This is a genomic window from Streptococcus sp. SR4, assembly GCF_000517725.1.
Lineage (GTDB): Bacteria > Bacillota > Bacilli > Lactobacillales > Streptococcaceae > Streptococcus > Streptococcus salivarius_F.
This window is the reverse complement of record NZ_AZYW01000068.1, coordinates 173,671-198,132: the sequence shown is the minus strand read 5'-3', so window position 1 is coordinate 198,132 and position 24,462 is coordinate 173,671. Positions and strand designations below refer to the sequence as shown.

The window sequence follows — 24,462 nt, the reverse complement described above, 5'->3', positions numbered from 1 at the left end:
AAACGAATGACTAAAGAAAAAGGAGATGCCTAGGTGACATCAACAGATAAAGATTTGAGCCTGACTCCTCTCAAAGGAAATAGTGGTAAGGCCTATATGGGAACTTACCCAAACGGAGATCGCGTCTTTGTGAAGATGAATACAACACCAATCTTGGCAGCTCTTGCCAAGGAACAGATTGCACCACAGCTCTTGTGGGCTAAGCGTCTGGGAAATGGTGACATGATGAGTGCACAGGAGTGGCTTGATGGTCGTATTTTGACCAAACATGACATGAACAGTAAACAGATTATCCAAATTCTTGGTAATTTGCACCGCTCTAAACACTTGGTTAATCAACTCTTGCAGTTGGATTATCATATTGAAAATCCTTTCGATCTTCTACACGAGTGGGAGGAAAATGCCGCTTACCAATTGCGTGAAAATGGCTTCCTTCAAGACGTTGTTAGAGATTTGAAACGTCATCTTCCAGAGTTTCGTGCGGAAATTGCAACAATTGTTCACGGAGATGCTCGTCATAGTAACTTTGTCATCACAACCTCAGGATTGATTTATTTGGTTGATTGGGATTCTGTACGTCTAACAGATCGTATGTATGATGTGGCGCAGATCCTCAGCCATTACATTCCATTGGCACATTGGCCACAGTGGTTGTCATACTATGGCTATAAGAACAACGACCTTGTGATGGACAAGATTTATTGGTATGGGCAGTTTTCATATTTGACACAGATTTCAAAATTCTTTGATAGTCGTGATATGGAACATGCCAACCGAGAAATTTATGAACTTCGTAAATTCAGAGAGACCTTGCACAGATATTAGAAAGTAGACATGCGAGTTAGAAAACGTAAAGGTGCAGAGGAACACCTAGCTAACCATCCTCAGTACGTTATCCTTGAGCCGGAGGCTGCTAAAGGTAAGTGGCATGAGCTTTTTGGTAATGACAATCCTATCCATATCGAGGTAGGATCTGGTAAAGGGGCCTTCATTACTGGTATGGCCCAACAAAACCCTGACATCAACTACATTGGTATTGATATTCAGCTGTCTGTATTGAGCTATGCCTTGGATAAGGTTTTGGCTTCGGGTGCTGAAAATGTCAAACTCTTGCGCGTGGATGGTTCAGCCTTGACCAATTATTTTGAAGATGGCGAAGTGGATATGATGTATCTGAATTTCTCAGATCCATGGCCTAAGAGTCGCCACGAGAAACGTCGTTTGACTTACAAGACTTTCCTAGATACTTATAAGCAAATTTTGCCTAAAAATGGAGAGATTCACTTTAAGACAGACAACCGTGGACTTTTCGAATACAGTTTGGCGAGCTTTTCACAGTATGGAATGGTTCTCAACAAAGTTTGGTTGGACCTTCATGCCAGTGATTATGAAGGAAACGTTATGACTGAATACGAGCGTAAGTTCTCAGAAAAAGGTCAGGTCATCTACCGAGTAGAGGCCCAGTTTAAAGATTAATTCTTGAAAACTTGATTAAAAATAACGGTTAGCCTATTATGGCTAATCGTTTGTTGTGGAGAGGTCGCATAGAGGCCGAGTGCGCACGCTTGGAAAGCGTGTAGTCCTTAACGGGGCTCGGGGGTTCGAATCCCCTCCTCTCCTTTGAGTAATAGACAAAAGGTCCCTTCTATGACAGAAGGGACCTTTTTGTTGTCGTTAATCGAAAAATCTCCTTAATCCCAAGGACTTTGAATGCCTGCAACCCAACCAGTACAGAGGGCGCTAGTGATATTAAAACCGCCGGTATGGGCATTGATGTCTAGGACCTCTCCTGCAAAGTGTAGGTGAGGGACTTTTTTACTTTCTAGGGTCTTGGGATTAATTTCCTTAAGGTCAACGCCACCTTTAGTCACAAAGGATTTGGCAAGTGACATTTTACCTGTGATTGGGATTTCCATATCCTTAAGCTGACTGATAATGTTTTCCAAGTCTTTGGGGTGCAGTTGTTTAACCTTGTTATCAGCCTTGTCTTCTGCTAGGAATTCAGCGACTCGCTCAGGCACAAGAGCTTTGAGGGTGTTTTTGACAGATTTCTCACGGTTTTCCTCAAAGTAAGTCTTGAGATTCTCTTGGCTTTGGTTGGGAAGAAAGTCAAGATGAGCAATCTCACCACCCTTGACAAAGCTGGAAAGACGTAGGGCAGCTGGTCCAGATAGGCCAAAATGGGTGAAAAGAAGGTCGTGGGTAATCTTGTGTTTGCCATAGGACAGAGTGACATCGTCAAGAGAAATTCCCTGTAAAGCCTTGTGGGGAAAGTCCGTTAGGAGTGGACTTTCCGCAGCTTCAAGATTAGTGACATGGAGTTTAAAATGGCGGGCAATATCATGTCCAAAACCAGTTGAACCAGTCGATGGGTAAGATTTTCCTCCAGTTGTAATGATGAGTTTATCACTGGTAAAAGTCTGGTCTGAAGACTTAACTTGGAATTGCTCATCAACCTTTTTGACGGAGACAACTTCTGTATTGGTAAGGATACTAGCACCTAGTTCTTGAATTTTATTTTCCAGAGCTTGGATGATGGTCCGTGATTTATCTGTCTTAGGGAAAACACGTCCGTGATCCTCAACCTTGAGTTTGACACCATTGTCCTCGAAAAAAGCAATGATATCGTGGTTATCAAATTGTGAAAAGACGCTATAGAGGAAACGTCCATTACCAGGAATGCCTGCTAGAAGATCGTCTAAAGTCCCGTTGTTAGTAACATTACAACGTCCACCACCAGTACCAGCCAGCTTCTTTCCGAGACGTTTATTTTTTTCAATTAGGAGAGTTTGTTGGCCATAGAAGGCTGAGGCAATGGTCGCCATCATGCCAGCAGGCCCCCCACCAATAACGATAGTATCAAAATGTTTCATGCCTTTATTTTAGCATAATTTAAAAAGGGAGAATAGTTGGTAAATGGTCAGTTTTTTTAGACAATTTATGTTAGAATAGGAGTAGAAGTTTAAATTAGAATAGTTATTAACTATGGAGGAAAATATCGTGTCTGAAAATAACATGAAACACCGTTCATCTGTTTACGATAGCATGGTTAAATCACCTAACCGTGCCATGCTTCGTGCGACTGGGATGACGGATGATAGTTTTGAAAAGCCTATTGTTGGGGTTATCTCAACTTGGGCTGAGAACACACCATGTAATATCCACTTGCACGGTTTTGGTCAAATTGCCAAAGAAGGTGTTAAAGACGCGGGTGCTTGGCCAGTTCAATTTGGTACGATTACCGTTGCCGATGGTATTGCCATGGGGACACCAGGGATGCGTTTCTCATTGACATCTCGTGATATCATTGCCGACTCAATCGAAGCAGCTATGGGTGGTCACAATGTCGATGCCTTTGTTGCTATTGGTGGTTGTGATAAGAATATGCCTGGTTCTATGATTGCCATTGCTAACATGGATATCCCAGCGATTTTTGCCTATGGTGGTACCATTGCGCCAGGTAATCTTAACGGTAAGGATATCGACTTGGTTTCTGTTTTCGAAGGTATCGGTAAATGGAACCACGGTGATATGACTGCCGAAGAGGTTAAAGAACTTGAATGTAATGCCTGCCCTGGCCCTGGTGGTTGTGGTGGTATGTATACTGCCAACACAATGGCGACAGCAATCGAAGTAATGGGTATGAGTCTTCCAGGATCATCATCTCACCCTGCAGAATCGGCTGAGAAAAAAGCAGATATCGAAGAAGCAGGTCGTGCGGTTGTTAAGATGCTTGAACTAGGTCTTAAACCATCAGATATCTTGACACGTGAAGCCTTTGAAGATGCCATCACCGTCACAATGGCACTTGGTGGTTCAACAAATGCGACACTTCACTTGCTTGCTATTGCTCACGCAGCTAATGTTGATTTGACACTTGAAGATTTCAACGATTTCCAAGAGCGTGTGCCTCACTTGGCTGACTTGAAACCATCAGGTCAATATGTCTTCCAAGACCTTTACAACGTCGGTGGTGTGCCAGCCGTTATGAAATACCTTCTTAAGAATGGTTTCCTTCACGGTGATCGTATCACATGTACTGGTAAGACTGTTGCAGAAAACTTGGAGGCCTTCGATGATTTGACACCAGGTCAAAAAGTCATTATGCCGCTTGAAAATCCTAAACGTGCTGATGGTCCATTGATTATCTTGAAAGGTAACTTGGCTCCAGAAGGTGCGGTTGCTAAAGTATCAGGGGTTAAAGTTCGTAACATTACTGGTCCTGCTAAAGTATTTGACTCAGAAGAAGATGCCATCGAAGCCGTTCTTTCTGATGAAATCGTTGATGGCGACGTAGTTGTTGTACGTTTTGTAGGTCCTAAGGGTGGTCCTGGTATGCCAGAAATGTTGTCATTGTCATCAATGATCGTTGGTAAGGGGCAAGGGGACAAGGTTGCCCTCTTGACAGACGGACGTTTCTCAGGTGGTACTTACGGACTCGTTGTTGGTCACATTGCTCCTGAAGCTCAGGTTGGTGGACCTATTGCTTACCTCCGTACAGGTGATATGGTTACAGTTGACCAAGATACTAAAGAAATTACTATGCACGTTTCAGACGAAGAGTTGGCGAAACGTAAAGCTGAGACTGAGTTGCCACCACTTTATAGCCGTGGTGTCCTCGGTAAGTATGCTCACATCGTTTCTTCAGCATCTCGTGGTGCCGTTACCGACTTCTGGAACATGGATAAATCAGGTAAAGCCTAATTACATGATATAAAATAAAATCACACCGGCCATTTGTTCGATGTGATTTTTTGGTGTTAAATCCTAAGACAGTTGATTATAGTATCATGACAAGTGATCGTCTATCTGCTGTTAGCCTGATAAAAAACCGGTTGGAGATGTCCAATCGGTTTTCCTTTTATTTTCCGCCTCGAGGTGAGATACCAAGAGCAATGCGTCCATAACGACTGATACGTGTCATCTTCCAGACTGGTGAATAAGTGGTCTCCACCTTGACAGAGTTAATGCCGTCGATGGCTTTTAGCTTTTCAGCGATTTCATAAGGCATTGTCTCTTCACAGCCACAACCAGTATCAGTAAAGGTCATAAGGAAGTAGCAGTGGCCATTTTCATCGACAGTGATTTCATAAATCAAACCAAGGTTGTAAATATCTAGCTCAATCTCAGGGTCGAATACAGTGGTCATTTGTTCAACGATTGCCTCTAAGAAGGGCTGGGCCAAATCATTGACCTTAATATCATCACGGAAGTTTTTCATAGGACTCATTCTTTCTATTTTGCTTTTGTTTATTATGGCATAATTTAGGGCTTTTTTCAATCTCAGATGGCAATATGAGGCTTTAGTGAGCGAGTGGATTGACAATAAAAAAACTCCAACAGTTAAACCGTTGAAGATAATGTGATTTATGCTTCAATATCAAGCAGTTAAGCAATGAAAGTTGCTCAAATGTTATCAATAATTGGAGCAAGAATGAAAATCCCAAACCTTGTGGAATTGTTCCCACCATTCCTAAAGATGACAGATCCGGTACCATCCAAATCCAATTTGGAAGTACTGATTGTTTAAGTCTAAGACTTTCCTTCTATATACATTTATACCCACTCATAGTTTACCAAAAGCTCTGCTTCCTATCAAGTAAATTGTTTGAAGAGTGAAAGGAAAAATGGACGAGGAAGGAGGTCTTTAGGAGGGGCTAAATGACTTGTCAAATTGACAGAAAGGAGTGATTGTGATATTCTCATAGTAAGACATTTCAAGAGAAAATGAGGCTATTATGAGTATTGAAAAGACAGTCAGCGAGATTGCTGAAATCCTTGGCGTTAGTCGTCAAGCAGTCAATAATCGTGTCAAACAACTTCCAGAAGAAGATCTAGAAAAAAATGCTAAAGGGGTTACTGTCGTTAAACGCAGTGGCTTGATTAAGTTGGAGGAAATCTACAAGAAAACCATCTTTGACGATGAGCCAATCGATGAAGAAACAAAGCAACGTGAGTTGTTAGAGATTCTTGTAGACGAGAAAAACTCTGAGATTGCCCGTCTTTATGCTCAGTTGAAGGCTAAGGATGAGCAGTTGTCTAACATGGATGATCAATTGCGTGTCAAAGACGTTCAAATCGCTGAAAAGGACAAGCAAATCGATCAACAGCAACAATTGACCTTGACTGCTATGAAGGACAAGGAAGAGCTTAAACTAGAACTCGATGAGGCTAAGGTTGAGGTTGACGAAGCCAAGGCTCAAGTGGAAGAAATCCAGACCAAACAAGAAGAAGCTTCTAAAAAAGGTTTCTTTGGACGTCTATTTGGAAAATAAAAAAGAAGCTGGGACTCAGTCTCAGCTTTAACTATTATAGGAGATAAAATGGAAAATTTAGAAACTTATATTGCCTTTGATTTGGAGTTCAACACAGTGGATGGGTTTAGCCATATTATCCAAGTATCGGCCGTTAAGATGGAGCAGCATGAGGAGGTGGATCAGTTTGATTCTTTTGTCTATTCGGATGTTCCTTTGCAGTCCTTTATTAATGGTTTGACGGGAATTACAGCGGATAAGATTGCCAAGGCACCAAAGTTAGAGTCCGTTCTAGCAGATTTCAAGTCTTTTGTTGGCGATACACCCCTTATCGGCTACAATGCCCTTAAGTCAGACTTGCCTATTTTGTCGGAAAATGGTTTAGACTTGGAAGATCAATATGCCTTAGATATTTTCGATGAAGCCTTTGACCGACGTGCTTCTGATTTGAATGGTATTGTCAACCTCAAGTTGACTAGTGTGGCAGAATTCTTTGGAATTAAAGGACATGGTCACAACAGCTTGGAGGATGCTCGTATGACCGCGCAGATTTACGAGAAGTTTCTCGAATTAGATGAGAATGCCAAACTTTTGGAGCAACAGGAAGAAGTCAGTAACAATCCTTTTGCTGCTTTAGGTTTGGGTGGCCTTTTTGACTAAAGCTTTACAAGAGCTGTAAAGGTTGTAAAGAATGATAGCTAACTTTTTCTGTAAGAAAAGAAAATCCTCTAGGGTTATAGCTTGCTTATTACCTTGCGTTATAAGGTAGAATCTAGGTATCAAAGGTGGTGAAAGACCTTCTTTGATAGAAAATCTTAAAAGGAGGTGACTGAGATGTCGCAGTTTTCAACAGGAGAGTTGGCTAAAGCAGCAGAAGTGTCTGTTAGGACTGTCCAGTACTATGATCAAAGAGGTATCTTGACGCCATCTGAAGTCACAGAGGGTGGTCGGAGAATCTATCACGAATCAGACTTGGAACGCCTACAAGTCATTTGTTTCTTAAGAGATTTGGATTTCTCAATCAAACAAATCCAAAAACTCTTGCAAGAAGAGAATAGGGAGCAGGTTTTAGAGCTTTTATTGACAGACCAAATCGAGAGCTTGGAAAAGTCTTCGAAGGAAATAGAGGTCAAACTAAAACGTGCCCGTCACTTGCAAAAAGCAACTGCTAAGTGGCGTCAACTTTCGCTGGAAGATTTGTCAGACATTTCACGTCTTATGGAAAATCAAAAATCATGGCGTCATTTGCAGTTGAGAATATATGGGAGTGTCATTCTAATCTCCCTTCTTTATCTGATGAGCCTACTGGTTGTCATTTATTATTTTAAGGATCCCAGAGGTATCTTTATTGTCTGTCCTGCTTATATTTTAGTAATGAATTTAGTGGTGTTTCACTATAGAAAGCAGTTCGACTATCTCTGTCCTAATTGTCATAGGACCTTTGATCCTAGTTCTAAAGAGTTTGCTCTTGCAGGTCATACACCTAGGACTCGTAAGCTGACTTGTCCTCATTGTCATGTGAAGTCCTACTGTCTAGAGTTGGCTAAGACTAAAACAAAATAAGTTATCGAACACAAAAAACGCTTGAGAATTACTTCTCAGGCATTTTTAGCTTATTCAACTGAGCTTAGGGCTTCAAGCATATTAAGTTTGGCAAGACGTTTGTTGACGACGAAGCCAAGGATAATAAGGATTATGCCGATAAGAACAGCTGGTAAAAGGTAGGTAGCCAATCCGAGAGATGGATCAAACATGATACGATCTGGCGGAATGATGCTTACCATATAATGGTGAAGTGCCTGTCCAAGACCGAACCCTACGAAGATACCGATGATTGAAAGGTAAATGGTTTCACGATAGATGTAGAGGGATACTTCGTTATTGTAGAAACCAAGAACCTTAACGGTTGAAAGTTCGTGGATACGTTCTGAAACGTTGATGTTAGTGAGGTTATGGAGAACAACCACAGCAAGGAGAATGGAAACCGTAATCAAGATACCAATAACCTGTGTCAAGGAATTGACCATAGTGCTGATTTGCAGTTTAAGGCTGTTGTTTTGAACAACACCATAAACATTTGGTAAGTTGATGAATTTGGCTGCCATATTTTCAACATTTTGCTTTGTTGGTTCAGCGAGAGTAACAAGGTTGGCATTATTCACTGAAGGTGTCCCAAAAGCTTTTTGGTAGTAGCTAGCATTCATAAAGAGGAAATGCCCCATGTACATTTCAGTGATACCAGCTATCTTAATCTTGACAGATTCATCCTGACTGTTTTGCACAGTAATGGTATCTCCAACCTTTAGGTTTAGGAGTTTTGCCATTTTTTCAGAGATAATAGCTCCGTCATTAGATAGCTTGAGAGTCTTATTACGGTCTCGGTCATGCAAGCTAACGTAACTATCAACGAGTTTATCGTCACGGTCGTTAAAGACAAGGGTTGAGATTTCTTGAGTGTCCTTGTTGCTACCGGCAATTTTTTGCAAGGTTTCAAAATGGACATTCAAGTATTCTTTAACGTCTTTGCTATCGAGGAGTTTAGTGAGTTCCTCATCCAAAGCACTTGACGTATTTGGTTGCTTGGCAACAATCATATCATAGTGAATGATATCTTCAAACTGTTGCTGGTTAAGGTTAGATACAGAAGATCGAATTCCTAAACCTGCGAAGAGCAGTGCAATAGAACCTGCGACACCAAAGAGGGTCATAAACATCCGTTGCTTATAGCGGAAAATATTACGCATGGTAACTTTTTCCGTGAAGCTGAGACGTTTCCAAAGAGGTGTGATGCGCTCTAGGACAATCTTAGCTCCTGCACGAGGTGGTTTTGGAAGGAGGAGTTGGGAAGGTTTTTCCCAGAGCTCTTTCTTGGCAACCGCAAAGGCAGGTAGCACAGCAGACAAGAGACCTAAAAGGAAGGCCACAAGAGTAAGTCCTAGGTAGAAGTGCAATTCGAAAGCAGGAAGCTGCAAATCGCTCTTATAAGTATTGTGAATGAGAATCGGTAGTAGTGTATGACCGGTAATAACACCTGCGGTTGTACCAGTAATACTCGTTATTAAACCATAAATGACGAATTTATGGATAATTCGCGAATTACTGTAGCCTAGGGCGTTGAAGATACCAGCCTTACCACGTTCCTCTTCAACAAAGCGTCCCATGGTTACAAAGGTAACCAAAGCTGCCATAAAGTAGAGAGCGACAGGGAAGATATTACTCACATCGTGAATGATGTTAATATTACTTTCATAAGCAACATATCCCTCAGAACCCGGAATCTCTCGACGAGAGTAGAATTGATAGCTAGGCGCTGGTAAATTATCAACCATTGCTTGACTTTCTTCGAGTTCTTTTTGCTTGGCTTCAATTTTGGTAGTAGCTTCTTTGACGCTAGCGGCTTCGGCTGGGTTGCTTGTAGCCATTTGCTGGGTCTGTGCGAGTGCTGTTTCAAGTTCTTGTTTAGCTTGAGTAATTTGAGCTTTAGACTGTGACTTGATTTCAGCGAGGCGTTTCTCAGGTTCGTCTTTAAAGAGTTCCTTGAGTTCAGACTTTCGTTCAGAAATCTTATTTGCGTATTCCACACTAAAAGGACTAACGTTTTCTATATCCTTGTAGCGGATGCGGGCAATCATGTAATCATTAGAGGTGAAGTCCGTCTCTGGAACAATGGCATAGCCATCCAGTTTCCCCGTACCAGCACTGGCATTACCAAGGCGGTTCCTAGAGAGAAGTTCAGAGGAATTAACAAAACCAGTAATGGTATATGTTTGTTCCTTTAATTGTTTTTGCCCTGAGCTATCTACTGGCTCAGAAAAGTTAATCTTATCTCCGACGCTATATTCTTCTTTATAGGTTGAGGAAAGAGCGATTTCCCCGTCCTTAGTAGGAAGTTTCCCCTCAATAAGGTCGTAAGTAGAGATTTTCTTAGGTTTAGAGAAAATACGAAATGCCGTATTCTTCCCCTTGATGACAGCATCTTTGAAATAACCATACTCGATGTCTACATTCTTTTTCTTAATCGAATTGAGAAGGTCCTGATCGGTTTGGTTGATACTGTAAGTGCTGATTAAGCTCAAGTCAGCTGTTTGATGCGTCTTGAAGAAGTGCTCCCCAGTTTTTTTCATATTAGGAGAAGTTACTTTAAGACCAATCAAGGCAAAGGATCCCAGTGCCATAAGCAAGGCAATAGAGAGCATACGCCCTTTAGAAGCTACAAAGGTTCGCCAAACATCTTTCCAATAAGTTGTTTTTTTCATGACGGTGCTCCTTTCTAGTATTCCAAGTCCTCGATTTTTTGTGGATTAGGATTAAGTTCCACACTCTTAATCTTGGCATCGTGCATTCGAATGACACGATCGGCAATTGGAGCTAGAGAAGCATTATGGGTCACGATGATAACAGTTGTTCCCTGTTTGCGAGCCATTTCTTGAAGGAGGGTCAGGATTTGTTTCCCTGTTTGATAATCCAGAGCCCCTGTTGGTTCATCACAAAGAAGGATCTTTGGATTTTTGGCAACGGCGCGTGCAATGGCAACACGCTGTTGCTCCCCACCAGATAGTTGTGATGGGAAGTTGTCTAAACGGTCTCCCAAACCGACTTCGACGAGTGTTTGAGTAGCATCTTTAGCGTTTGGAACGATTTCGGATGCTAGTTCGACGTTTTCCCTGGCCGTAAGGTTTGAAACTAAGTTGTAAAATTGGAACACAAAGCCAACGTCCTCACGACGATATGTTGTCAGTTCTTTAGCTGTGTATTCAGAGATATCCTTACCATCAATAATGACGCGGCCTTCGTCATTGGTGTCCATACCACCCAAGATGTTAAGAACGGTTGATTTCCCTGCACCAGAGGCACCGAGAATGACGACAAGCTCCCCTTTTTCAATATCAAAGCTTACGTCGTTGTTTGCGATAATTTCCAGATCACCGGTTTTATAGCGTTTATAGCTATGCTTCATTTGAATATAAGCCATGAATTTCCCTTTCATACGAAAATAATGATGCTGATAATTACCTATCTTTCCGTACTCTATTGTAACGGATTTTCCTTGGAATATCTAGGTTTTGAAGCAAAAAAAGGTTTAAAAGACGATAAGATTTTCTTACATGTGACAGAAATTTGAGCGAAGCGTTTACACATGAGAAAAAACTATTCTAGATGAGCTTTGAGTGAGGTGAAAATTTGGTGAAATAGTTATAAAGTTAGGTTATTTTTAGTCTTTTACTGAGTAGATTTACTGTTTTTCCAAATTTCCATCATTGTCGGAGAGTTTAGGTCGGTAAATGTTTCATTATAGGGTAGTCATAGGGGATCTGCTTTTTGCGTCAGAGTTGATGATGGATAAAGATTTTTTCATAGTTTCAAGCATGGATCTATCCAGAATACCGTCATTTTTTTGAATTTGGAGGATACATTTTCTATAAGGGTTAATTTATTCATTGGGAAATAGGGGCCTTTTGGTAATCGTTTTTTTGTGTTAGTTATTTTTAAAGAAGTTGCGATTACCTTAAAATGTGATATCTAAATGAGGGATGTACATTTTTAGAATGAGTTGTTTATTGGGAGGTGGTTTATAAAGTTGTTTATAAATCCTTTTGTTGTAACTTTCTTTGAACTAATCGAGGGACTTTAGTTTCTAATCTTATTTTAGGGTATTGAGAGTTCGACATTCTTACTCAAGAATTCTATTTTATAGTTACATTTAAAGTGTTTGGACAGAATTTTGCTATCCGATAAAATTTTTGGGAAGATGAGTCAGCAAAAGTGGTTTTTGAAGAATCTGTCTAAAAAACAAGTATTGTTTCCCTAAGTACTACTTAAAGAAATTACCATTTGCATAGCGTAAAAAAGCTAATCTGATAATAGATTGTCATCAATTTTAAGACATGAAGTTGTCATTTATTTAAAATGCTTAAAAATTAAAGAAATGCTTGAAATCAAGGGTTTTGCATGCTAAGATTGTTATCTGGGTGAAGGGTTGGTCAAACAGCTCAACCAACCTTTTACCTCCTACAGCAGCAAATTGGACTCGTTGTTAGCCAGTTAGAGCTAACCAAACAAATAGTGAGGGATTTATGATTAAGAAAAAAAATAATGGTTTTATCGGCAAAGCAATAATCAGCTTGATTGCTACTTTGGGGACTCTAGCTCTATTCATGGGTACCAGTGGAGCTTCAGCTGACGTTAAAGAAGCGCCAAAACTTGATTTAGATGCCAATCAGACTAAGGTTCAAACCGTTAGTGATGAGGAATTGAAGACTCATGATGGGCAAGCTCAAGATACGAAGAAACAAGATACACCTGGACAAAAACAGGAAACTGAAGAATCTAAGACTTCAGATGAGGAAACTCCTGATTACATCGTTATCACTGAAGTAGTGGATTTGTCGGAGCATAAGCAGGACTCTAATCAAGTGGTTGATGGCGTCGCTCAAACGCTTGCCCCAGACTTGTTGAATGAGATTTTAGCTCAAACTAGCGAAGTTGGGGAATACCAGATTTATGTCAAGAATGATGATGAGCTATTAATTTCAGGACCTGTACCTACCCAAACAGCGAACGAAGATGTGAATTACCCTACTTTAGAAAGTTCATTAAATTCAGCGAGCATCTACTTAGGTCAAAAGAATCGCTATAAATTGGCCAACGAAGAAGACGCACAGTCAGGTCTTGCTTTGGTTGAAGAATAAAATTTTTAAATGACTATCACAAAAAGACTTGGATTTCTTGTCCAAGTCTTTTGTATGTTATGACTGAGTTGTTTAATGAGTGTATAGAAAAAAGGAACCGCGAGATTCCTTTTCCTTTTTTAGAATGGCAATTTACCGGCAAAGGCACCCATTGATTTTTTAGTCGCTTCATCAATTTGTCCAAGAGCATCGTTAAGTGCTTGGACAGTCATATCTTGAAGTGTTTCCACATCATCAGGATCCACGACAGCATCAGCGAAAGTGATGTTAACCACTTTTTTGTCACCAGTTAATTCAGCAACAACCAAGTCTTGTGCTGATTTTCCAGTGAAGGTTGTAGCAGCCAACTCAGCTTGGCTTTTTTCCATTTGTTTCTGAAGCTTTTGAGCTTGCTTCATCATGTTCTGCATGTTCATCATAATATTTTCTAGATTCCTTTCATATCAAGGGATTAGCCCTTGTTTGTTAAATTTTACTGCCCACTTCTGACCAGAAATGAGTAGTATAAAAATCTTAACTATTATATCATGTTTAGCTTGATTGACAAAGTGGGGAGAGGCGTTGGAGAAATTTATAAAGACTTGATTTTTTCTTATTCATAACAAATGTTAGAGCAATTACAAATCATTAAATTGTAAGACTTATGATAAATACGGTACAATGGTTTATTGTTAATCCAATCAAAATTCGATTGGAGAAAAAAAGAAAGAGAAGATAAGGATGCAAAAAAGAAATATTTTAGCGATTTTTGTGGGACTAATTATAGGGCTGTATACAGTCTTGGGAATGAGCCTATTTACTTTTATTAATATAAAATTTAACTCTGTTTATTATGCTCAGCATATTCCTCATAAGGAGGGGACAGAGCCGGACATCATTATGCTGATGGAAAATATGGGTTGGGCCTATACACCGGAAATAGATGGTATTAGCTATGATGATGACGGATCGTACGCAATAACTAGAGAAAAAGGAACGAAAACATCTATATTAAGTTTTACAAATGGCGTTCTATTTTTTCATTCGGAATCAGATGATAAGTATCTTCTTAATCGTCATTTTTCTATCCAACATGCTTTTGACAAACGTTATCATACTATTAAATATAATCAACGAAAAGTCCTAAAAGAAATTAGAGAGACCGTCCAACCAGTGATTGATGCTCAAGCAAAACCATTAATCAATCTTCAGTGGTTGTTTAATTTAATTTACCAAAGTAGGTTTAACTAGAGAAAAGGATAGCATAGAAGTGTTTTGTAGGGACTCCTGCCTTTGCTATTTGAAAGTAGTTTAGGTTGAGTGAAATAGTCGGGAGAGCGGTTCGATATAATAGGTCTATTTCCTGGCTATCCATGACGGCTAACCTTTGAAAACACCTCATTTTTATGCTACTATGAAAGTTATGAAAAAACAGTTACAAGGCTTGACGCAGGTGGAGGTCAAGCGGCGGATAGATGCCGGTAAAACAAATCATTTTAAAGCAAAAACTGGCTCCAGCAACTGGGAGATTTTTAGGCGTAATGTCTTTAACTCCTTTAATATGCTCAATTTTGCTATTTTTGTGGCCTTGATTGCTGTTCAGGCTTGGTCGAATCTCTTTTTCTTCGGAATCATTGTGCTTAATGCCTTTACGGGGATGATGACAGAGTTGCGTGCCCGTCGCATGATTGATAAGCTCAATCTCATGAATAAGGATCAGATCCGTGTGGTGCGTGATGGCGAGGTGACTTCTATTGATCCTCAGGATATTGTCTTGGATGATATTATGCTCTTGTCTGCGGGTGAACAGGTGCCTAGTGATGCCGTGGTTGTTGATGGGATGGCTGAGCTCAATGAGGCTATGCTGACGGGTGAGAGTGACCTTATTCTCAAGAAGGATGGGAAGGAGTTGCTTTCGGGTTCTTACCTTGTGAGTGGTCAGGTTTATGCTAAGGTTATTAACGTAGCTGAGGACAATTATGCCAATAAGCTCATGCTAGAGGCCAAGACGCATAAGCCAATCGTGTCACGTATCCTCTATAATATGGATAAGATTGCTAAGTTTACGGGCAAGATTGTGATACCGTTTGGGCTTGCGCTCTTTTTTGAGGCTTACTTGATTAAACAGCTCTCTCTTCAAGAGTCGGTAGTTACCAGTTCGACAGCCCTTCTGGGAATGTTGCCTAAGGGGATCGCCCTTTTGACAATCACCTCTCTTTTAACGGCCGTTATTAAGCTTGGAATGAAACATATCCTGGTGCAGGAGATGTACTCTGTCGAAACCTTGGCGCGTGTCGATGTGCTTTGTTTAGATAAGACAGGTACAATTACGCAGGGAAAGATGACCGTCAAGGGTCTGAAACTACTATCAGAGCGTTTCACTAAAGAGGAGTTGGAGCGCTTGCTTGCGGCCTATATGCAGCATAGCAAGGACAACAATGCAACGGCTCAGGCGATTCGAAATGCCTATGAAGGTCTGGAGCATCACTATCAGGTAGGGGATATTATTCCATTTTCAAGTGATCGTAAATGGGGTGCTATGAGCATTGATGGAATCGGAACTCTCTTTTTGGGAGCACCTGAGATGCTTCTTAAGGAAAATCCAAAAGCAGTCGATCAGGCGCAGGCTCGTGGTTCTCGTGTTTTGATTTTGGCATGGAGTCAGTCAGCGGTTGATACAGAGACTATGAGTTTGCCGAATGACGTTGAAGGCTTGACCTTACTTGAAATTGCCGATCCGATTCGTGAGGATGCTGCAGAAACTCTGGAATACCTACGTTCAGAAGATGTGTCGCTGAAGATTATTTCTGGTGACAATCCGGTGACGGTTTCTCATATTGCACACCAGGCTGGTTTTGCGGATTATCAAAGCTATATTGACTGTTCTAAGGTCAGTGATGAGGAGTTGGAGGCTTTGGCTGAAGATACGGCAATCTTTGGCCGCGTATCTCCACATCAGAAGAAGTTGTTAATCCAAACGCTTAATGCCAACGGGCATACCACAGCTATGACTGGTGACGGTGTCAACGATATCTTGGCACTACGTGAAGCGGACTGTTCGATTGTTATGGCTGAAGGGGATCCCGCTACTCGTCAGATTGCCAACTTGGTGCTTATGGATTCTGAGTTTAAGGATATTCCTGAAATTCTATTTGAGGGACGTCGTGTGGTTAATAATATTGCCCACATTGCACCTATTTTCCTCATCAAAACGGTTTATTCCTTCCTTTTGGGACTTATCTGTATTGCCAGTATTGTTTTTGGAAAGGCAGAGTACCTCTTGGTCTTCCCATTCATTCAGGTTCAGATGACTTTAGCGGGGCAATTTATCGAGGGTCTTCCACCATTTATTTTGACCTTCGAACGTAATATTCGACCTGTTGAGAAACATTTCCTCAGACGTTCGCTCCAGTTATCTATTCCTAATGCCTTGATGCTGGTTATCAGTGTTCTTATTTTCCATCTATCTCAGGTCTATCTTGGCATGAGCAATACGGACATGCTGACGCTGTCTTACTATATGATGGGATCAACGGGTGTCCTTGCCGTTATTCGTGCTTGTATCCCCTTGAATAAGGGACGTGTGGCCTTGATTATTTACTCAGTCTTTGGTTTCTTAATCAGCTCTTACTATCTTCGAGATGTGATTGAAATTTCGACACTTAATAGCTACACCTTACCAATCTATCTGGTAGCAATGGCTATCTGTACACCGCTTTTCTTCTGGATTAGCTACAAACAAGGAGCTTTCCAAAAAGCATAAGTCAAAACTCGAGCTTGGTAACAGGCTTGAGTTTTTTGATACCTCAACAGTAGGAAAGGCCTTGATGTGTATGAGGTATGGTACAATAGAGGCATGAAAACAGTAGGGCACTTGACGCCAAAAGTCATTAAAGCTTTTGATTTGGACTACAAGCCTGGTGAAGAAATCACGCTGTCTGCACAACGTAAGAAGCATATGGAAAAACATCGCCAGGAATTCAGTGATTTTGATGCCACCTATGAACGTATTCCAGAGATTATTGCTCATCCGGACTATATCGGTCGCCATCCTAATGGCCAGTCCTTGGAATATATAAAACGTATTGATGGCAATGTTCTGGTAGCGGTCAGATTATGTGATAAACTTAATGTCCGTACCATGTTTGTGATTAAAGATTCTAAGCTGAAAAATTATCTAAATGCTGGTAGAGCTAAGAAAATGTGATATAATATAAGTAAGAAATAACAACGAGGGCGGAAGAGGCAGCCGCCGCACCTTCGGGTCTGAAAGAGATGCAGGACTGTCACCCTGCCGTTGTTTATCATACCGAGAAGTCCCTTTTGGGGGCTTTTTTATTTTGTAAAGTGTGATGGCAAGACTATCTCACTCTCTGAATTAGGTATAGACGAATCTTATAAGGGAGGAATTGTCAAAATTAACAGAAAATTCTTGACATCTCTCTAAAAAGGAGTACAATAGTTAGTAAATCAGAAAGTAACTGGTCTTAGATTTTCAGGGAGCCTGCGGTGATTGTGAGTAGGTAATCGAGATGAGCGAACATTGGGCTGATTGGATGATAATGAGAAGGTAATACATATTCTTCTCGGTTGGCACCCCTTACCGTGCAACTCCTTGTTAGAGGAGATAGAGATGATGGTCGTTTTTTTGGAGACCATTAACTGAGGTGGTACCGTGTTAAACTAGATTTAATGCCCTCACAGAGTTTTTCTCTGTGAGGTTTTTTGTTTACTTTTATCTTTAAAGAAGTGTTATGTCATTATTCAATGAAAGGTTGGGTATTTATGGATGCATTAAGCGATATTCGAAGTGATATTGATAATATTGATAGACAGTTGCTTCGACTACTGGCCCAACGTCAAATACTTGTGGAAAAGGCAGGGCGACTTAAGCCCAAGGGAGACAAGGTTGCTGTCCAGGCTAGTGATCGTGTTGCCCAAGTGATAGCAAACCGTCGTAAGGAGGCACTAGAGCTTGGCTTATCACCAGATGTGGCTGAAAGTGTTTGGAGAAGCATGATTAAAGCATTTATTGCTTTGGAAGAGAAAGTGAACAAAGAATAATATGGTGCCAATACATCCTATAAAAGGGGCCTTGCATCAGTCTTCTTACTCTCGATAAACCAGTTTGAAAGGAAATATTATGAGAAAAATTTTACCAGCCGATACCTTAACACCAATCTTGGCTTATATGCGTGTTCAGGGGGAACACAAGGTTATCCTTGAATCTATTCCTCGTGAGAAGGAAAATGCACGTTTTTCTATTGTTGCCTACAATCCAGTCTTTGAAGTAACCTTCAAGGATGGTGTTCTTTATGAAAATGGTAAGGCTATTGATCAAGATCCTTTCGAATACTTGGACCAAGTAACAGTCAAGGGCATCAAGTCTGACCTACCTTTTGCAGGTGGTGCCATAGGGTTTGCAGGCTATGACATGATTGGTCTCTATGAAAATATCGGTGAAATTCCAGAAGATACGATTGGGACACCTGATATGCATTTCTTCATTTATGAGTCTTATTTGATTTTTGACCACAAAAAAGAAAAGGTTTATGTGGTTGAGGACAATATCTACTCTGGTCGTGACAACGATGCGGTGCGTCAAGCTCTTGGTCAGGTGGTAACCAATCTCCAGACTCAGGCGCCAAACGAGTTTACACCTCAGGCCTTGCAAGCCTTGCAATTTTCAAATCATATCGAAAAAGAAGTCTTCATGGATATGGTGGCTAAGGCCAAGAAACTTATTCGTGAGGGAGATATGTTCCAATGTGTGCTTAGCCAACGCTTTTCGGCGGACTTTGAGGGAGATCCTTTGGATTACTACCGTAACTTGCGTGTGACCAACCCATCAAACTATCTTTATTTCTACGATTTTGGAGATTATCAGGTAATTGGTGCCAGCCCAGAGAGCTTGGTTTCAGTGAAAAATGGAGAGGTGGTAACCAATCCGATTGCTGGAACTCGCCCTCGTGGTGCCAATGATGCAGAAGATGCTGCTTTGGCAGATGAACTCTCACATGATGTCAAAGAAACTGCGGAACACCGTATGTTGGTTGACTTGGGACGTAATGATATTGGTAAGATTGCTAAAAATGGTACGGTCAAGGTGACCAAGTATATGGAGGTTGAGTATTTCCGCTATGTGATGCACCTTACCAGTGTGGTTAAGGGGCAACTCTTGCCGGAATTGACAGCACTTGATGCGCTTAAATCAACTCTACCAGCTGGAACCGTATCTGGAGCACCTAAGATTCGTGCCATGCGTCGTATCTATGAGCTTGAGCAGGAAAAACGTGGTATTTATGCGGGAGCTATTGGTTATCTGTCTGCGACAGGAGATATGGACTTTGCCATTGCTATCCGTACCATGATTCTCAAAAATCAAAAAGCCTATGTTCAAGCAGGTGCAGGTGTTGTTTACGACAGTGTTCCTGAAAATGAATTTTACGAAACGATTAACAAGGCGAAAGCTATGACAAGAATAGGAGATGCCCAATGATTTTATTAGTTGATAACTATGACTCTTTTACCTATAATTTGGCACAATACCTAGGGACATTTACAGAGGTAAAGGTCTTGCGTAACGATGATGAGAACCTCTATGAAGAGGCGGAAAAAGCTGACGGGCTTGTCTTTTCACCGGGTCCGGGTTGGCCAGCTGATGCGGGTAAAATGGAAGCCTTGATTAAGGATTTCGCTGGTAAAAAACCGATGATGGGAATTTGCTTGGGGCATCAGGCTATTGCAGAAACTTTTGGTGGTCAACTCGGCTTGGCTAAGAATGTCATGCATGGGAAACAAAGTAACATCACTTTTGAAACGCCATCACCTATTTTCAAGGATATCGACAATGATGTCCCAATCATGCGTTACCATTCCATCGTTGTTGACCAAATGCCAGAGGGCTTTGATGTGACAGCTATCACAACTGATGATCAAGAAATCATGGCCATTCAACATAAGGAGCTACCTATTTACGGTTTGCAATATCACCCAGAAAGCATTGGAAGTCCAGATGGGCTTAAGATGGTTGAAAATTTCGTAAAAATCGTTGCAGGCTAGTTGGACAGTCTTTGGACTAGATTTGTCTACGCTCAAAAACTCTCATCGTGCATCAGAAAATATTGAACAGTTTTTAAAAGGAAAACAGATATGAAAGAAATATTTCTACAAATCTCAAACCGCCAAGACTTGTCTCAAGACCAAGTCCAAGCAGTCTTTGACCGCATTCTCAAAAATGAAGTCTCAGAAAGCCAAATTGCTGCCTTCCTTATGGGGCTTAAGACTAAGGGGGAAACAGCAGACGAAATCACAGGTATTGTGCGTGCCCTCAAATCACATGCGACTGTCTTGCCTGAGACCTTCACAGATGCTATGTGTAACTGTGGAACTGGTGGGGACCAGTCTTATAGCTTTAACATTTCGACTACTGTTTGCTTTGTCCTAGCAGCGGGTGGTATCCGTATGGCCAAGGCTGGTAACCGTTCGATTTCCTCTAAATCTGGTTCGGCAGACGTCCTTGAAGCCCTTGGAATCAACGTTGCGGCATCACCAGAAACCCTATCTAAAGCACTTGACGAGGTTGGTTTGGCCTTTATCTTTGCCCAAACCATGCACCCAGCTATGCGTTTTATCGGTCCAGCTCGCCAAGCTCTTGGGATTCCAACGATTATGAACTTGGTTGGGCCACTGGCTAATCCACTTGACCTTGAGACACAACTCATGGGGCTCTATCGTGTGGAATTGCAGGAGATTGTTGCTAATGCTATTCAACAGTTGGGACGTAAACGTGCGGTTATTATCACAGGTCCTGACAATATGGACGAAGCTGCCCTCTATGGCACTAACACCTACACCCTTTTGGAAGATGGTCACATCAGCCAGCACACTTTCACTTATGAAGATTTGGGTATGGAAAAGGTTGAGTTGTCTGACATCACAGGTGGCGATGCCAAGGAAAATGCAGAGATTCTCCTTAGTGTCTTGAAAAATGAAGCTAGTCCTTATCTTGAAACAACAGTGCTTAATGCAGGTCTAGGCTTCTTTGCCAATGGTAAGGTTGAGACTATTAAGGAAGGTGTTGAGCTTGCTCGTCAATTGATTGCGGACGGCTCAGCCCTAGAGAAACTTCGCCAACTCCAAGAGGTACAAGTATGAGTAAAGCCTTTCTCCCAACAATCTTAGAACAAAAAGAAAAAGAAGTGGCCCAGTTGGTCATGGAAGACTTGCAGCCCTTACGTCAGACCTATCGTCTTTATGATTTTCTCAAGTCAAATCAAAACAAGCTGCAAATTATTTCTGAAGTGAAAAAAGCTAGTCCAAGTATGGGTGATATTAACCTAGATGTGGATATTGTGGCTCAGGCCAAGACCTATGAAGAAAATGGTGCAGCCATGATTTCTGTTTTGACAGATGAGGTTTTCTTCAAGGGTGATATTTCCTATTTGAAAGAAATTTCGTCACAGGTGGCTATTCCAACCTTGGCTAAGGACTTCATTATTGATGAGAAACAGATTGTGCGTAGTCGTAATGCGGGTGCGACAGTCATTCTCTTGATTGTAGCCGCCTTGCCAGAGGCTCGCCTCAAGGAGCTCTACGATTTTGCGACAAGCCTTGGCTTGGAAGTCTTGGTTGAAACGCATAATCTGCCAGAATTGGAAGTTGCTCATCGTATTGGTGCTGAGATTATCGGCGTTAACAACCGTAATTTGGTCACTTTTGAGACAGATATCAACACCAGTCTTGAGTTATCAACGCATTTCAAGGACAAGCCTGTTTATATTTCTGAGTCGGCTATTTTTACAGGTCAGGATGCTGCCTTAATTGCCCCATATTTTAATGGGATTCTAGTAGGAACTGCCCTTATGACAGCTGAAAATGTGGCTGAAAAGGTCAAGGAGTTGCAAATTGACAAAGGTTAAAATTTGTGGACTATCGACACCAGAAGCAGTGGCAACTGCAGTTGAAGCAGGTGCTGACTACATTGGCTTTGTGTTCGCCAAGAGCAAGCGTCAAGTGAGTCTTGAACAAGCTCGCGAGCTGGCTAAAGGGGTGACTGGTCAGACAAAAATCGTTGGTGTCTTTGTTTCACCAAGTCTTGAGGAACTGGAAGAAGCAATTGGTCAGGTTCCCTTAGATATCGTTCAGATTCATGGAACTTTTGATGAAGACCTGATTCCAAAGATTTCAGTACCAGTTATTCGAGCTATTCAGATTTCAGATAGTGATTCTCAAGTCAAGAGCCAGGCGGATTATCTTCTCTTTGATGCTCCCATTGCTGGTAGCGGTCAGACTTTTGACTGGCAGCTTTTGGCTGATAAGCAGATTGAGCAGGATTATTTCATCGCTGGTGGCTTAACTGTGGACAATGTGGCAGAGGCCAAGGAGACTTTCCACCCCTATGCCTTAGATGTGTCCTCAGGTGTCGAGACAGATGGTCACAAAGATTTAGACAAGATTAAAGCATTTATAGAAAGAGTGAAAGCATGACATATCAACAACCTGATGCAAAAGGATTTTACGGAAAATTCGGTGGTCAGTTCGTTCCAGAAACGCTGATGACAGCCGTTATTGAATTGGACAAGGCCTATCGTGAAGCCAAGGAAGATCCAAGTTTCCAAGCGGAATTGGATGACCTCCTCAAAAACTATGTGGGACGTGAAACACCTCTTTACCACGCCAAACGTTTGACCGATTATATTGGTGGAGCGCAAATTTATCTTAAACGTGAGGACCTTAACCACACAGGTGCCCACAAGATTAATAATGCCCTTGGTCAAGTTTTGCTTGCCAAACGTATGGGCAAGAAGAAAATCATCGCTGAAACGGGTGCAGGTCAACACGGTGTTGCAACAGCGACAGCCGCAGCCCTTTTCGACATGGATTGTACAATCTATATGGGTGAGGAAGATGTTAAACGTCAGGCGCTTAACGTTTTCCGTATGGAATTGCTTGGTGCCAAGGTATTTAGTGTGACAGATGGTTCGCGCGTGCTTAAGGACGCTGTAAATGCTGCTCTTCGTGCTTGGGTTGCAGGTATCGAGGATACGCACTACATCATGGGATCAGCCCTTGGTCCTGCACCATTCCCAGAAATTGTTCGTGACTTCCAATCTGTCATCGGTCGTGAGGCCAAGCGCCAATATGCAGAGATTTCTGGCGGTAAATTGCCTGATGCTGTAATGGCTTGTATCGGTGGTGGTTCAAATGCTATCGGTATGTTCTACCCATTTGTTAATGATAAATCAGTAGCCATGTATGGTGCTGAGGCTTCTGGTTTGGGGCTTGATACTGAAAAACATGCCGCAACCTTTGCCAAAGGCCGTCCAGGTATTCTTCACGGAGCGCTTATGGATGTTCTCCAAGATGCTCATGGTCAAATCATGGAAGCCTTCTCTATCTCAGCTGGTCTGGACTACCCAGGGGTTGGTCCTGAGCACTCTTATTTCAACGAAATTGGACGTGCGACTTACGACTCTATCACAGATGAAGAAGCTCTCGAAGGCTTCAAACTTCTGTCACGTTTAGAAGGTATTATCCCTGCCCTTGAGTCTAGCCATGCCATTGCGCTTGCGCAAAAAGTGGCAGCTAAGATGTCGCCAGACCAAAGCCTCATTGTCTGCCTCTCAGGTCGTGGGGACAAGGACGTTATGCAGGTTAAAGAACGTTTCGAAGCTGAAGCAGAAGGGAAATAAACCATGACAAAAACACTAACAAAACACCTACAAGCTATCAAAGACAGTAAACGCGGTATTTTCGTACCTTATATCATGGCTGGTGACCACGCTAAAGGTCTAGACGGGCTCTTTGAGACTATCGCTCTCTTAGAAAATAGTGGTGTCTCAGCTATTGAGGTGGGTATTCCATGGTCAGACCCTGTGGCCGATGGTCCCGTTATTGAACTAGCAGGACAACGTAGTTTGGCTAAAGATGTGACTTTGACAGCTATTATCAAGAAGCTTCAAGAACAAAAAACACAGGTACCCTTGGTTATCATGACCTACATCAACCCAGTTTATCAATATGGTATCGAAGCCTTTGTTAAGGATCTTGCAGAGACATCTGTCAAGGGGCTCATTATTCCTGATTTGCCAGACGAGCATGCTGACTTTATTACCCCATATTTGAAAGACAGTGATATTGCTCTCGTGCCTTTGGTAAGCTTGACTACAGGTATTGACCGTCAGAAACAGTTGATTGATGGTGCAGAAGGCTTTATCTACGCCGTTGCCATCAATGGCGTTACTGGTAAGACTGGTAATTACCGTGATGACCTTGATAAACACTTGGCTAACTTGACTGCGCATGCTGACATTCCAGTTCTCACAGGTTTCGGTGTGTCAACAGAGGAAGACATCAAACGTTTTAACGTTGTGTCAGACGGTGTTATCGTGGGATCAAAAATTGTCCGTGACCTCCACGACGGTAAGGAAGAAGAAGTCGCTGAATTTGTTACATTCGGTTCACACTTTGAAAAATAGCAGATGATATTCTCCAGAAATGGGGAGTATTTTTTATCAAATCATTCTTTGGGACATTTG

The 24,462-nt window shown here is 41.7% G+C and carries 23 protein-coding genes and 1 tRNA gene; 19 read left to right on the top strand and 5 right to left on the bottom strand.

The features are described 5' to 3' along the window. Positions 1-33: 33 nt before the first annotated feature. The 3 genes from ccrZ to HMPREF1519_RS08680 all read left to right on the top strand — a co-directional run bounded on the left by ccrZ (position 34) and on the right by HMPREF1519_RS08680 (position 1,620). Positions 34-825 carry a cell cycle regulator CcrZ gene (ccrZ, locus tag HMPREF1519_RS08690; RefSeq protein WP_002884270.1) on the top strand — a complete coding sequence of 264 codons (792 nt, stop codon included), beginning with the start codon at positions 34-36 and terminating at the stop codon, positions 823-825. Positions 826-834: 9 nt separating this feature from the next. Beyond that, a complete protein-coding gene (gene trmB / locus HMPREF1519_RS08685; protein WP_022496185.1) occupies positions 835-1,476 on the top strand; it encodes a tRNA (guanosine(46)-N7)-methyltransferase TrmB in 642 nt (213 codons plus the stop codon). 57 nt (positions 1,477-1,533) lie between these two features. Next, positions 1,534-1,620, top strand: a tRNA-Ser gene (locus HMPREF1519_RS08680). 71 nt (positions 1,621-1,691) lie between these two features. On the opposite strand, the gene HMPREF1519_RS08675 is transcribed toward HMPREF1519_RS08680, so the two are convergent. Next, on the bottom strand, positions 1,692-2,873 hold the full coding sequence (locus HMPREF1519_RS08675) for an NAD(P)/FAD-dependent oxidoreductase (protein WP_022495744.1): 1,182 nt from the start codon (positions 2,871-2,873) through the stop codon (positions 1,692-1,694). Positions 2,874-2,985: 112 nt separating this feature from the next. On the opposite strand from HMPREF1519_RS08675, the gene ilvD reads away from it, so the two are divergent. Then, a complete protein-coding gene (gene ilvD, locus HMPREF1519_RS08670; RefSeq protein WP_014632703.1) occupies positions 2,986-4,704 on the top strand; it encodes a dihydroxy-acid dehydratase in 1,719 nt (572 codons plus the stop codon). 157 nt (positions 4,705-4,861) lie between these two features. On the opposite strand, the gene HMPREF1519_RS08665 is transcribed toward ilvD, so the two are convergent. Beyond that, complete coding sequence (locus tag HMPREF1519_RS08665) at positions 4,862-5,221, bottom strand: metal-sulfur cluster assembly factor (RefSeq protein ID WP_022495745.1); 360 nt, start codon at positions 5,219-5,221, stop codon at positions 4,862-4,864. Positions 5,222-5,738: 517 nt separating this feature from the next. Between HMPREF1519_RS08665 and HMPREF1519_RS08660 the strand changes: the two genes are divergently transcribed. The 3 genes from HMPREF1519_RS08660 to HMPREF1519_RS08650 all read left to right on the top strand — a co-directional run bounded on the left by HMPREF1519_RS08660 (position 5,739) and on the right by HMPREF1519_RS08650 (position 7,817). Continuing rightward, the gene (locus tag HMPREF1519_RS08660; RefSeq protein WP_002884601.1) at positions 5,739-6,275 is read left to right on the top strand and encodes a DUF536 domain-containing protein; all 537 of its coding nucleotides are present in this window, start codon (positions 5,739-5,741) and stop codon (positions 6,273-6,275) included. Positions 6,276-6,323: 48 nt separating this feature from the next. After that, positions 6,324-6,914, top strand: a complete 591-nt coding sequence (locus tag HMPREF1519_RS08655; RefSeq protein WP_002884242.1) for a 3'-5' exonuclease — start codon at positions 6,324-6,326, stop codon at positions 6,912-6,914. A 174-nt stretch (positions 6,915-7,088) separates the two neighbouring features. Then, complete coding sequence (locus tag HMPREF1519_RS08650) at positions 7,089-7,817, top strand: MerR family transcriptional regulator (RefSeq protein WP_022496071.1); 729 nt, start codon at positions 7,089-7,091, stop codon at positions 7,815-7,817. 50 nt (positions 7,818-7,867) lie between these two features. Here HMPREF1519_RS08650 and HMPREF1519_RS08645 read toward each other — a convergent pair whose 3' ends face one another. Both HMPREF1519_RS08645 and HMPREF1519_RS08640 read right to left on the bottom strand, forming a co-directional pair. Beyond that, the gene (locus tag HMPREF1519_RS08645) at positions 7,868-10,510 is read right to left on the bottom strand and encodes an FtsX-like permease family protein (protein WP_037611890.1); all 2,643 of its coding nucleotides are present in this window, start codon (positions 10,508-10,510) and stop codon (positions 7,868-7,870) included. A gap of 14 nt (positions 10,511-10,524) precedes the next feature. After that, positions 10,525-11,226, bottom strand: coding sequence for an ABC transporter ATP-binding protein (locus HMPREF1519_RS08640; RefSeq protein ID WP_002884692.1), 702 nt, complete (start codon positions 11,224-11,226; stop codon positions 10,525-10,527). Positions 11,227-12,328: 1,102 nt separating this feature from the next. Here HMPREF1519_RS08640 and HMPREF1519_RS08635 point away from each other — a divergent pair. After that, positions 12,329-12,943, top strand: a complete 615-nt coding sequence (locus tag HMPREF1519_RS08635) for a hypothetical protein (RefSeq protein ID WP_022496073.1) — start codon at positions 12,329-12,331, stop codon at positions 12,941-12,943. A 119-nt stretch (positions 12,944-13,062) separates the two neighbouring features. Here the strand turns inward: HMPREF1519_RS08635 and HMPREF1519_RS08630 are convergent, their stop codons facing one another. Further along, positions 13,063-13,362, bottom strand: a complete 300-nt coding sequence (locus HMPREF1519_RS08630) for a YbaB/EbfC family nucleoid-associated protein (RefSeq protein ID WP_002884818.1) — start codon at positions 13,360-13,362, stop codon at positions 13,063-13,065. A 301-nt stretch (positions 13,363-13,663) separates the two neighbouring features. On the opposite strand from HMPREF1519_RS08630, the gene HMPREF1519_RS08625 reads away from it, so the two are divergent. From HMPREF1519_RS08625 to trpA, 11 genes are all read left to right on the top strand, one after another. Continuing rightward, entirely contained in the window at positions 13,664-14,173 is a 510-nt protein-coding gene (locus HMPREF1519_RS08625) for a hypothetical protein (protein ID WP_037611888.1), read from the top strand. A gap of 163 nt (positions 14,174-14,336) precedes the next feature. Beyond that, complete coding sequence (locus tag HMPREF1519_RS08620; protein ID WP_037611886.1) at positions 14,337-16,685, top strand: cation-translocating P-type ATPase; 2,349 nt, start codon at positions 14,337-14,339, stop codon at positions 16,683-16,685. Positions 16,686-16,778: 93 nt separating this feature from the next. Beyond that, positions 16,779-17,129 (top strand): PBECR3 domain-containing polyvalent protein, encoded by a 351-nt coding sequence (locus tag HMPREF1519_RS08615; RefSeq protein ID WP_014634923.1) that lies wholly within the window; start codon positions 16,779-16,781, stop codon positions 17,127-17,129. Between the two features lie 578 nt (positions 17,130-17,707). Next, positions 17,708-17,986 (top strand): chorismate mutase, encoded by a 279-nt coding sequence (locus HMPREF1519_RS08610; protein WP_022496110.1) that lies wholly within the window; start codon positions 17,708-17,710, stop codon positions 17,984-17,986. 79 nt (positions 17,987-18,065) lie between these two features. Next, positions 18,066-19,421: an anthranilate synthase component I gene (gene trpE, locus HMPREF1519_RS08605; RefSeq protein ID WP_022496111.1), complete on the top strand. Its 1,356-nt coding sequence runs from the start codon at positions 18,066-18,068 to the stop codon at positions 19,419-19,421. Then, positions 19,418-19,984, top strand: coding sequence for an aminodeoxychorismate/anthranilate synthase component II (locus tag HMPREF1519_RS08600; RefSeq protein WP_022496112.1), 567 nt, complete (start codon positions 19,418-19,420; stop codon positions 19,982-19,984). Before trpE ends, HMPREF1519_RS08600 begins: the two co-directional genes overlap by 4 nt. A gap of 90 nt (positions 19,985-20,074) precedes the next feature. Next, positions 20,075-21,079 (top strand): anthranilate phosphoribosyltransferase, encoded by a 1,005-nt coding sequence (gene trpD / locus HMPREF1519_RS08595; RefSeq protein ID WP_014634922.1) that lies wholly within the window; start codon positions 20,075-20,077, stop codon positions 21,077-21,079. Continuing rightward, a complete protein-coding gene (trpC, locus tag HMPREF1519_RS08590; RefSeq protein ID WP_022496113.1) occupies positions 21,076-21,843 on the top strand; it encodes an indole-3-glycerol phosphate synthase TrpC in 768 nt (255 codons plus the stop codon). Before trpD ends, trpC begins: the two co-directional genes overlap by 4 nt. Beyond that, complete coding sequence (locus HMPREF1519_RS08585) at positions 21,830-22,411, top strand: phosphoribosylanthranilate isomerase (protein WP_037611884.1); 582 nt, start codon at positions 21,830-21,832, stop codon at positions 22,409-22,411. The genes trpC and HMPREF1519_RS08585 overlap by 14 nt, the downstream gene beginning before the upstream one ends. Continuing rightward, positions 22,408-23,616, top strand: coding sequence for a tryptophan synthase subunit beta (trpB, locus tag HMPREF1519_RS08580; RefSeq protein WP_022496114.1), 1,209 nt, complete (start codon positions 22,408-22,410; stop codon positions 23,614-23,616). The genes HMPREF1519_RS08585 and trpB overlap by 4 nt, the downstream gene beginning before the upstream one ends. A gap of 3 nt (positions 23,617-23,619) precedes the next feature. Then, the gene (gene trpA / locus HMPREF1519_RS08575; protein ID WP_022496115.1) at positions 23,620-24,402 is read left to right on the top strand and encodes a tryptophan synthase subunit alpha; all 783 of its coding nucleotides are present in this window, start codon (positions 23,620-23,622) and stop codon (positions 24,400-24,402) included. The last annotated feature ends 60 nt before the right edge of the window (positions 24,403-24,462 follow it).

Bases quoted from the DNA above. Each gene is read 5' to 3' on its own strand.
- HMPREF1519_RS08615 (WP_014634923.1), top strand. From the start codon at position 16,779: ATGAAAACAGTAGGGCACTTGACGCCAAAAGTCATTAAAGCTTTTGAT.
- HMPREF1519_RS08635 (WP_022496073.1), top strand. From the start codon at position 12,329: ATGATTAAGAAAAAAAATAATGGTTTTATCGGCAAAGCAATAATCAGC.
- ilvD (WP_014632703.1), top strand. From the start codon at position 2,986: ATGGAGGAAAATATCGTGTCTGAAAATAACATGAAACACCGTTCATCT.
- HMPREF1519_RS08655 (WP_002884242.1), top strand. From the start codon at position 6,324: ATGGAAAATTTAGAAACTTATATTGCCTTTGATTTGGAGTTCAACACA.
- HMPREF1519_RS08640 (WP_002884692.1), bottom strand. From the start codon at position 11,226: ATGGCTTATATTCAAATGAAGCATAGCTATAAACGCTATAAAACCGGT.
- trpA (WP_022496115.1), top strand. From the start codon at position 23,620: ATGACAAAAACACTAACAAAACACCTACAAGCTATCAAAGACAGTAAA.
- HMPREF1519_RS08675 (WP_022495744.1), bottom strand. From the start codon at position 2,873: ATGAAACATTTTGATACTATCGTTATTGGTGGGGGGCCTGCTGGCATG.
- trpE (WP_022496111.1), top strand. From the start codon at position 18,066: ATGAGAAAAATTTTACCAGCCGATACCTTAACACCAATCTTGGCTTAT.
- HMPREF1519_RS08630 (WP_002884818.1), bottom strand. From the start codon at position 13,362: ATGATGAACATGCAGAACATGATGAAGCAAGCTCAAAAGCTTCAGAAA.
- HMPREF1519_RS08665 (WP_022495745.1), bottom strand. From the start codon at position 5,221: ATGAAAAACTTCCGTGATGATATTAAGGTCAATGATTTGGCCCAGCCC.
- trmB (WP_022496185.1), top strand. From the start codon at position 835: ATGCGAGTTAGAAAACGTAAAGGTGCAGAGGAACACCTAGCTAACCAT.
- HMPREF1519_RS08660 (WP_002884601.1), top strand. From the start codon at position 5,739: ATGAGTATTGAAAAGACAGTCAGCGAGATTGCTGAAATCCTTGGCGTT.
- HMPREF1519_RS08625 (WP_037611888.1), top strand. From the start codon at position 13,664: ATGCAAAAAAGAAATATTTTAGCGATTTTTGTGGGACTAATTATAGGG.
- trpC (WP_022496113.1), top strand. From the start codon at position 21,076: ATGAGTAAAGCCTTTCTCCCAACAATCTTAGAACAAAAAGAAAAAGAA.
- HMPREF1519_RS08645 (WP_037611890.1), bottom strand. From the start codon at position 10,510: ATGAAAAAAACAACTTATTGGAAAGATGTTTGGCGAACCTTTGTAGCT.
- trpB (WP_022496114.1), top strand. From the start codon at position 22,408: ATGACATATCAACAACCTGATGCAAAAGGATTTTACGGAAAATTCGGT.
- HMPREF1519_RS08600 (WP_022496112.1), top strand. From the start codon at position 19,418: ATGATTTTATTAGTTGATAACTATGACTCTTTTACCTATAATTTGGCA.
- trpD (WP_014634922.1), top strand. From the start codon at position 20,075: ATGAAAGAAATATTTCTACAAATCTCAAACCGCCAAGACTTGTCTCAA.
- HMPREF1519_RS08610 (WP_022496110.1), top strand. From the start codon at position 17,708: ATGGATGCATTAAGCGATATTCGAAGTGATATTGATAATATTGATAGA.
- HMPREF1519_RS08650 (WP_022496071.1), top strand. From the start codon at position 7,089: ATGTCGCAGTTTTCAACAGGAGAGTTGGCTAAAGCAGCAGAAGTGTCT.
- HMPREF1519_RS08620 (WP_037611886.1), top strand. From the start codon at position 14,337: ATGAAAGTTATGAAAAAACAGTTACAAGGCTTGACGCAGGTGGAGGTC.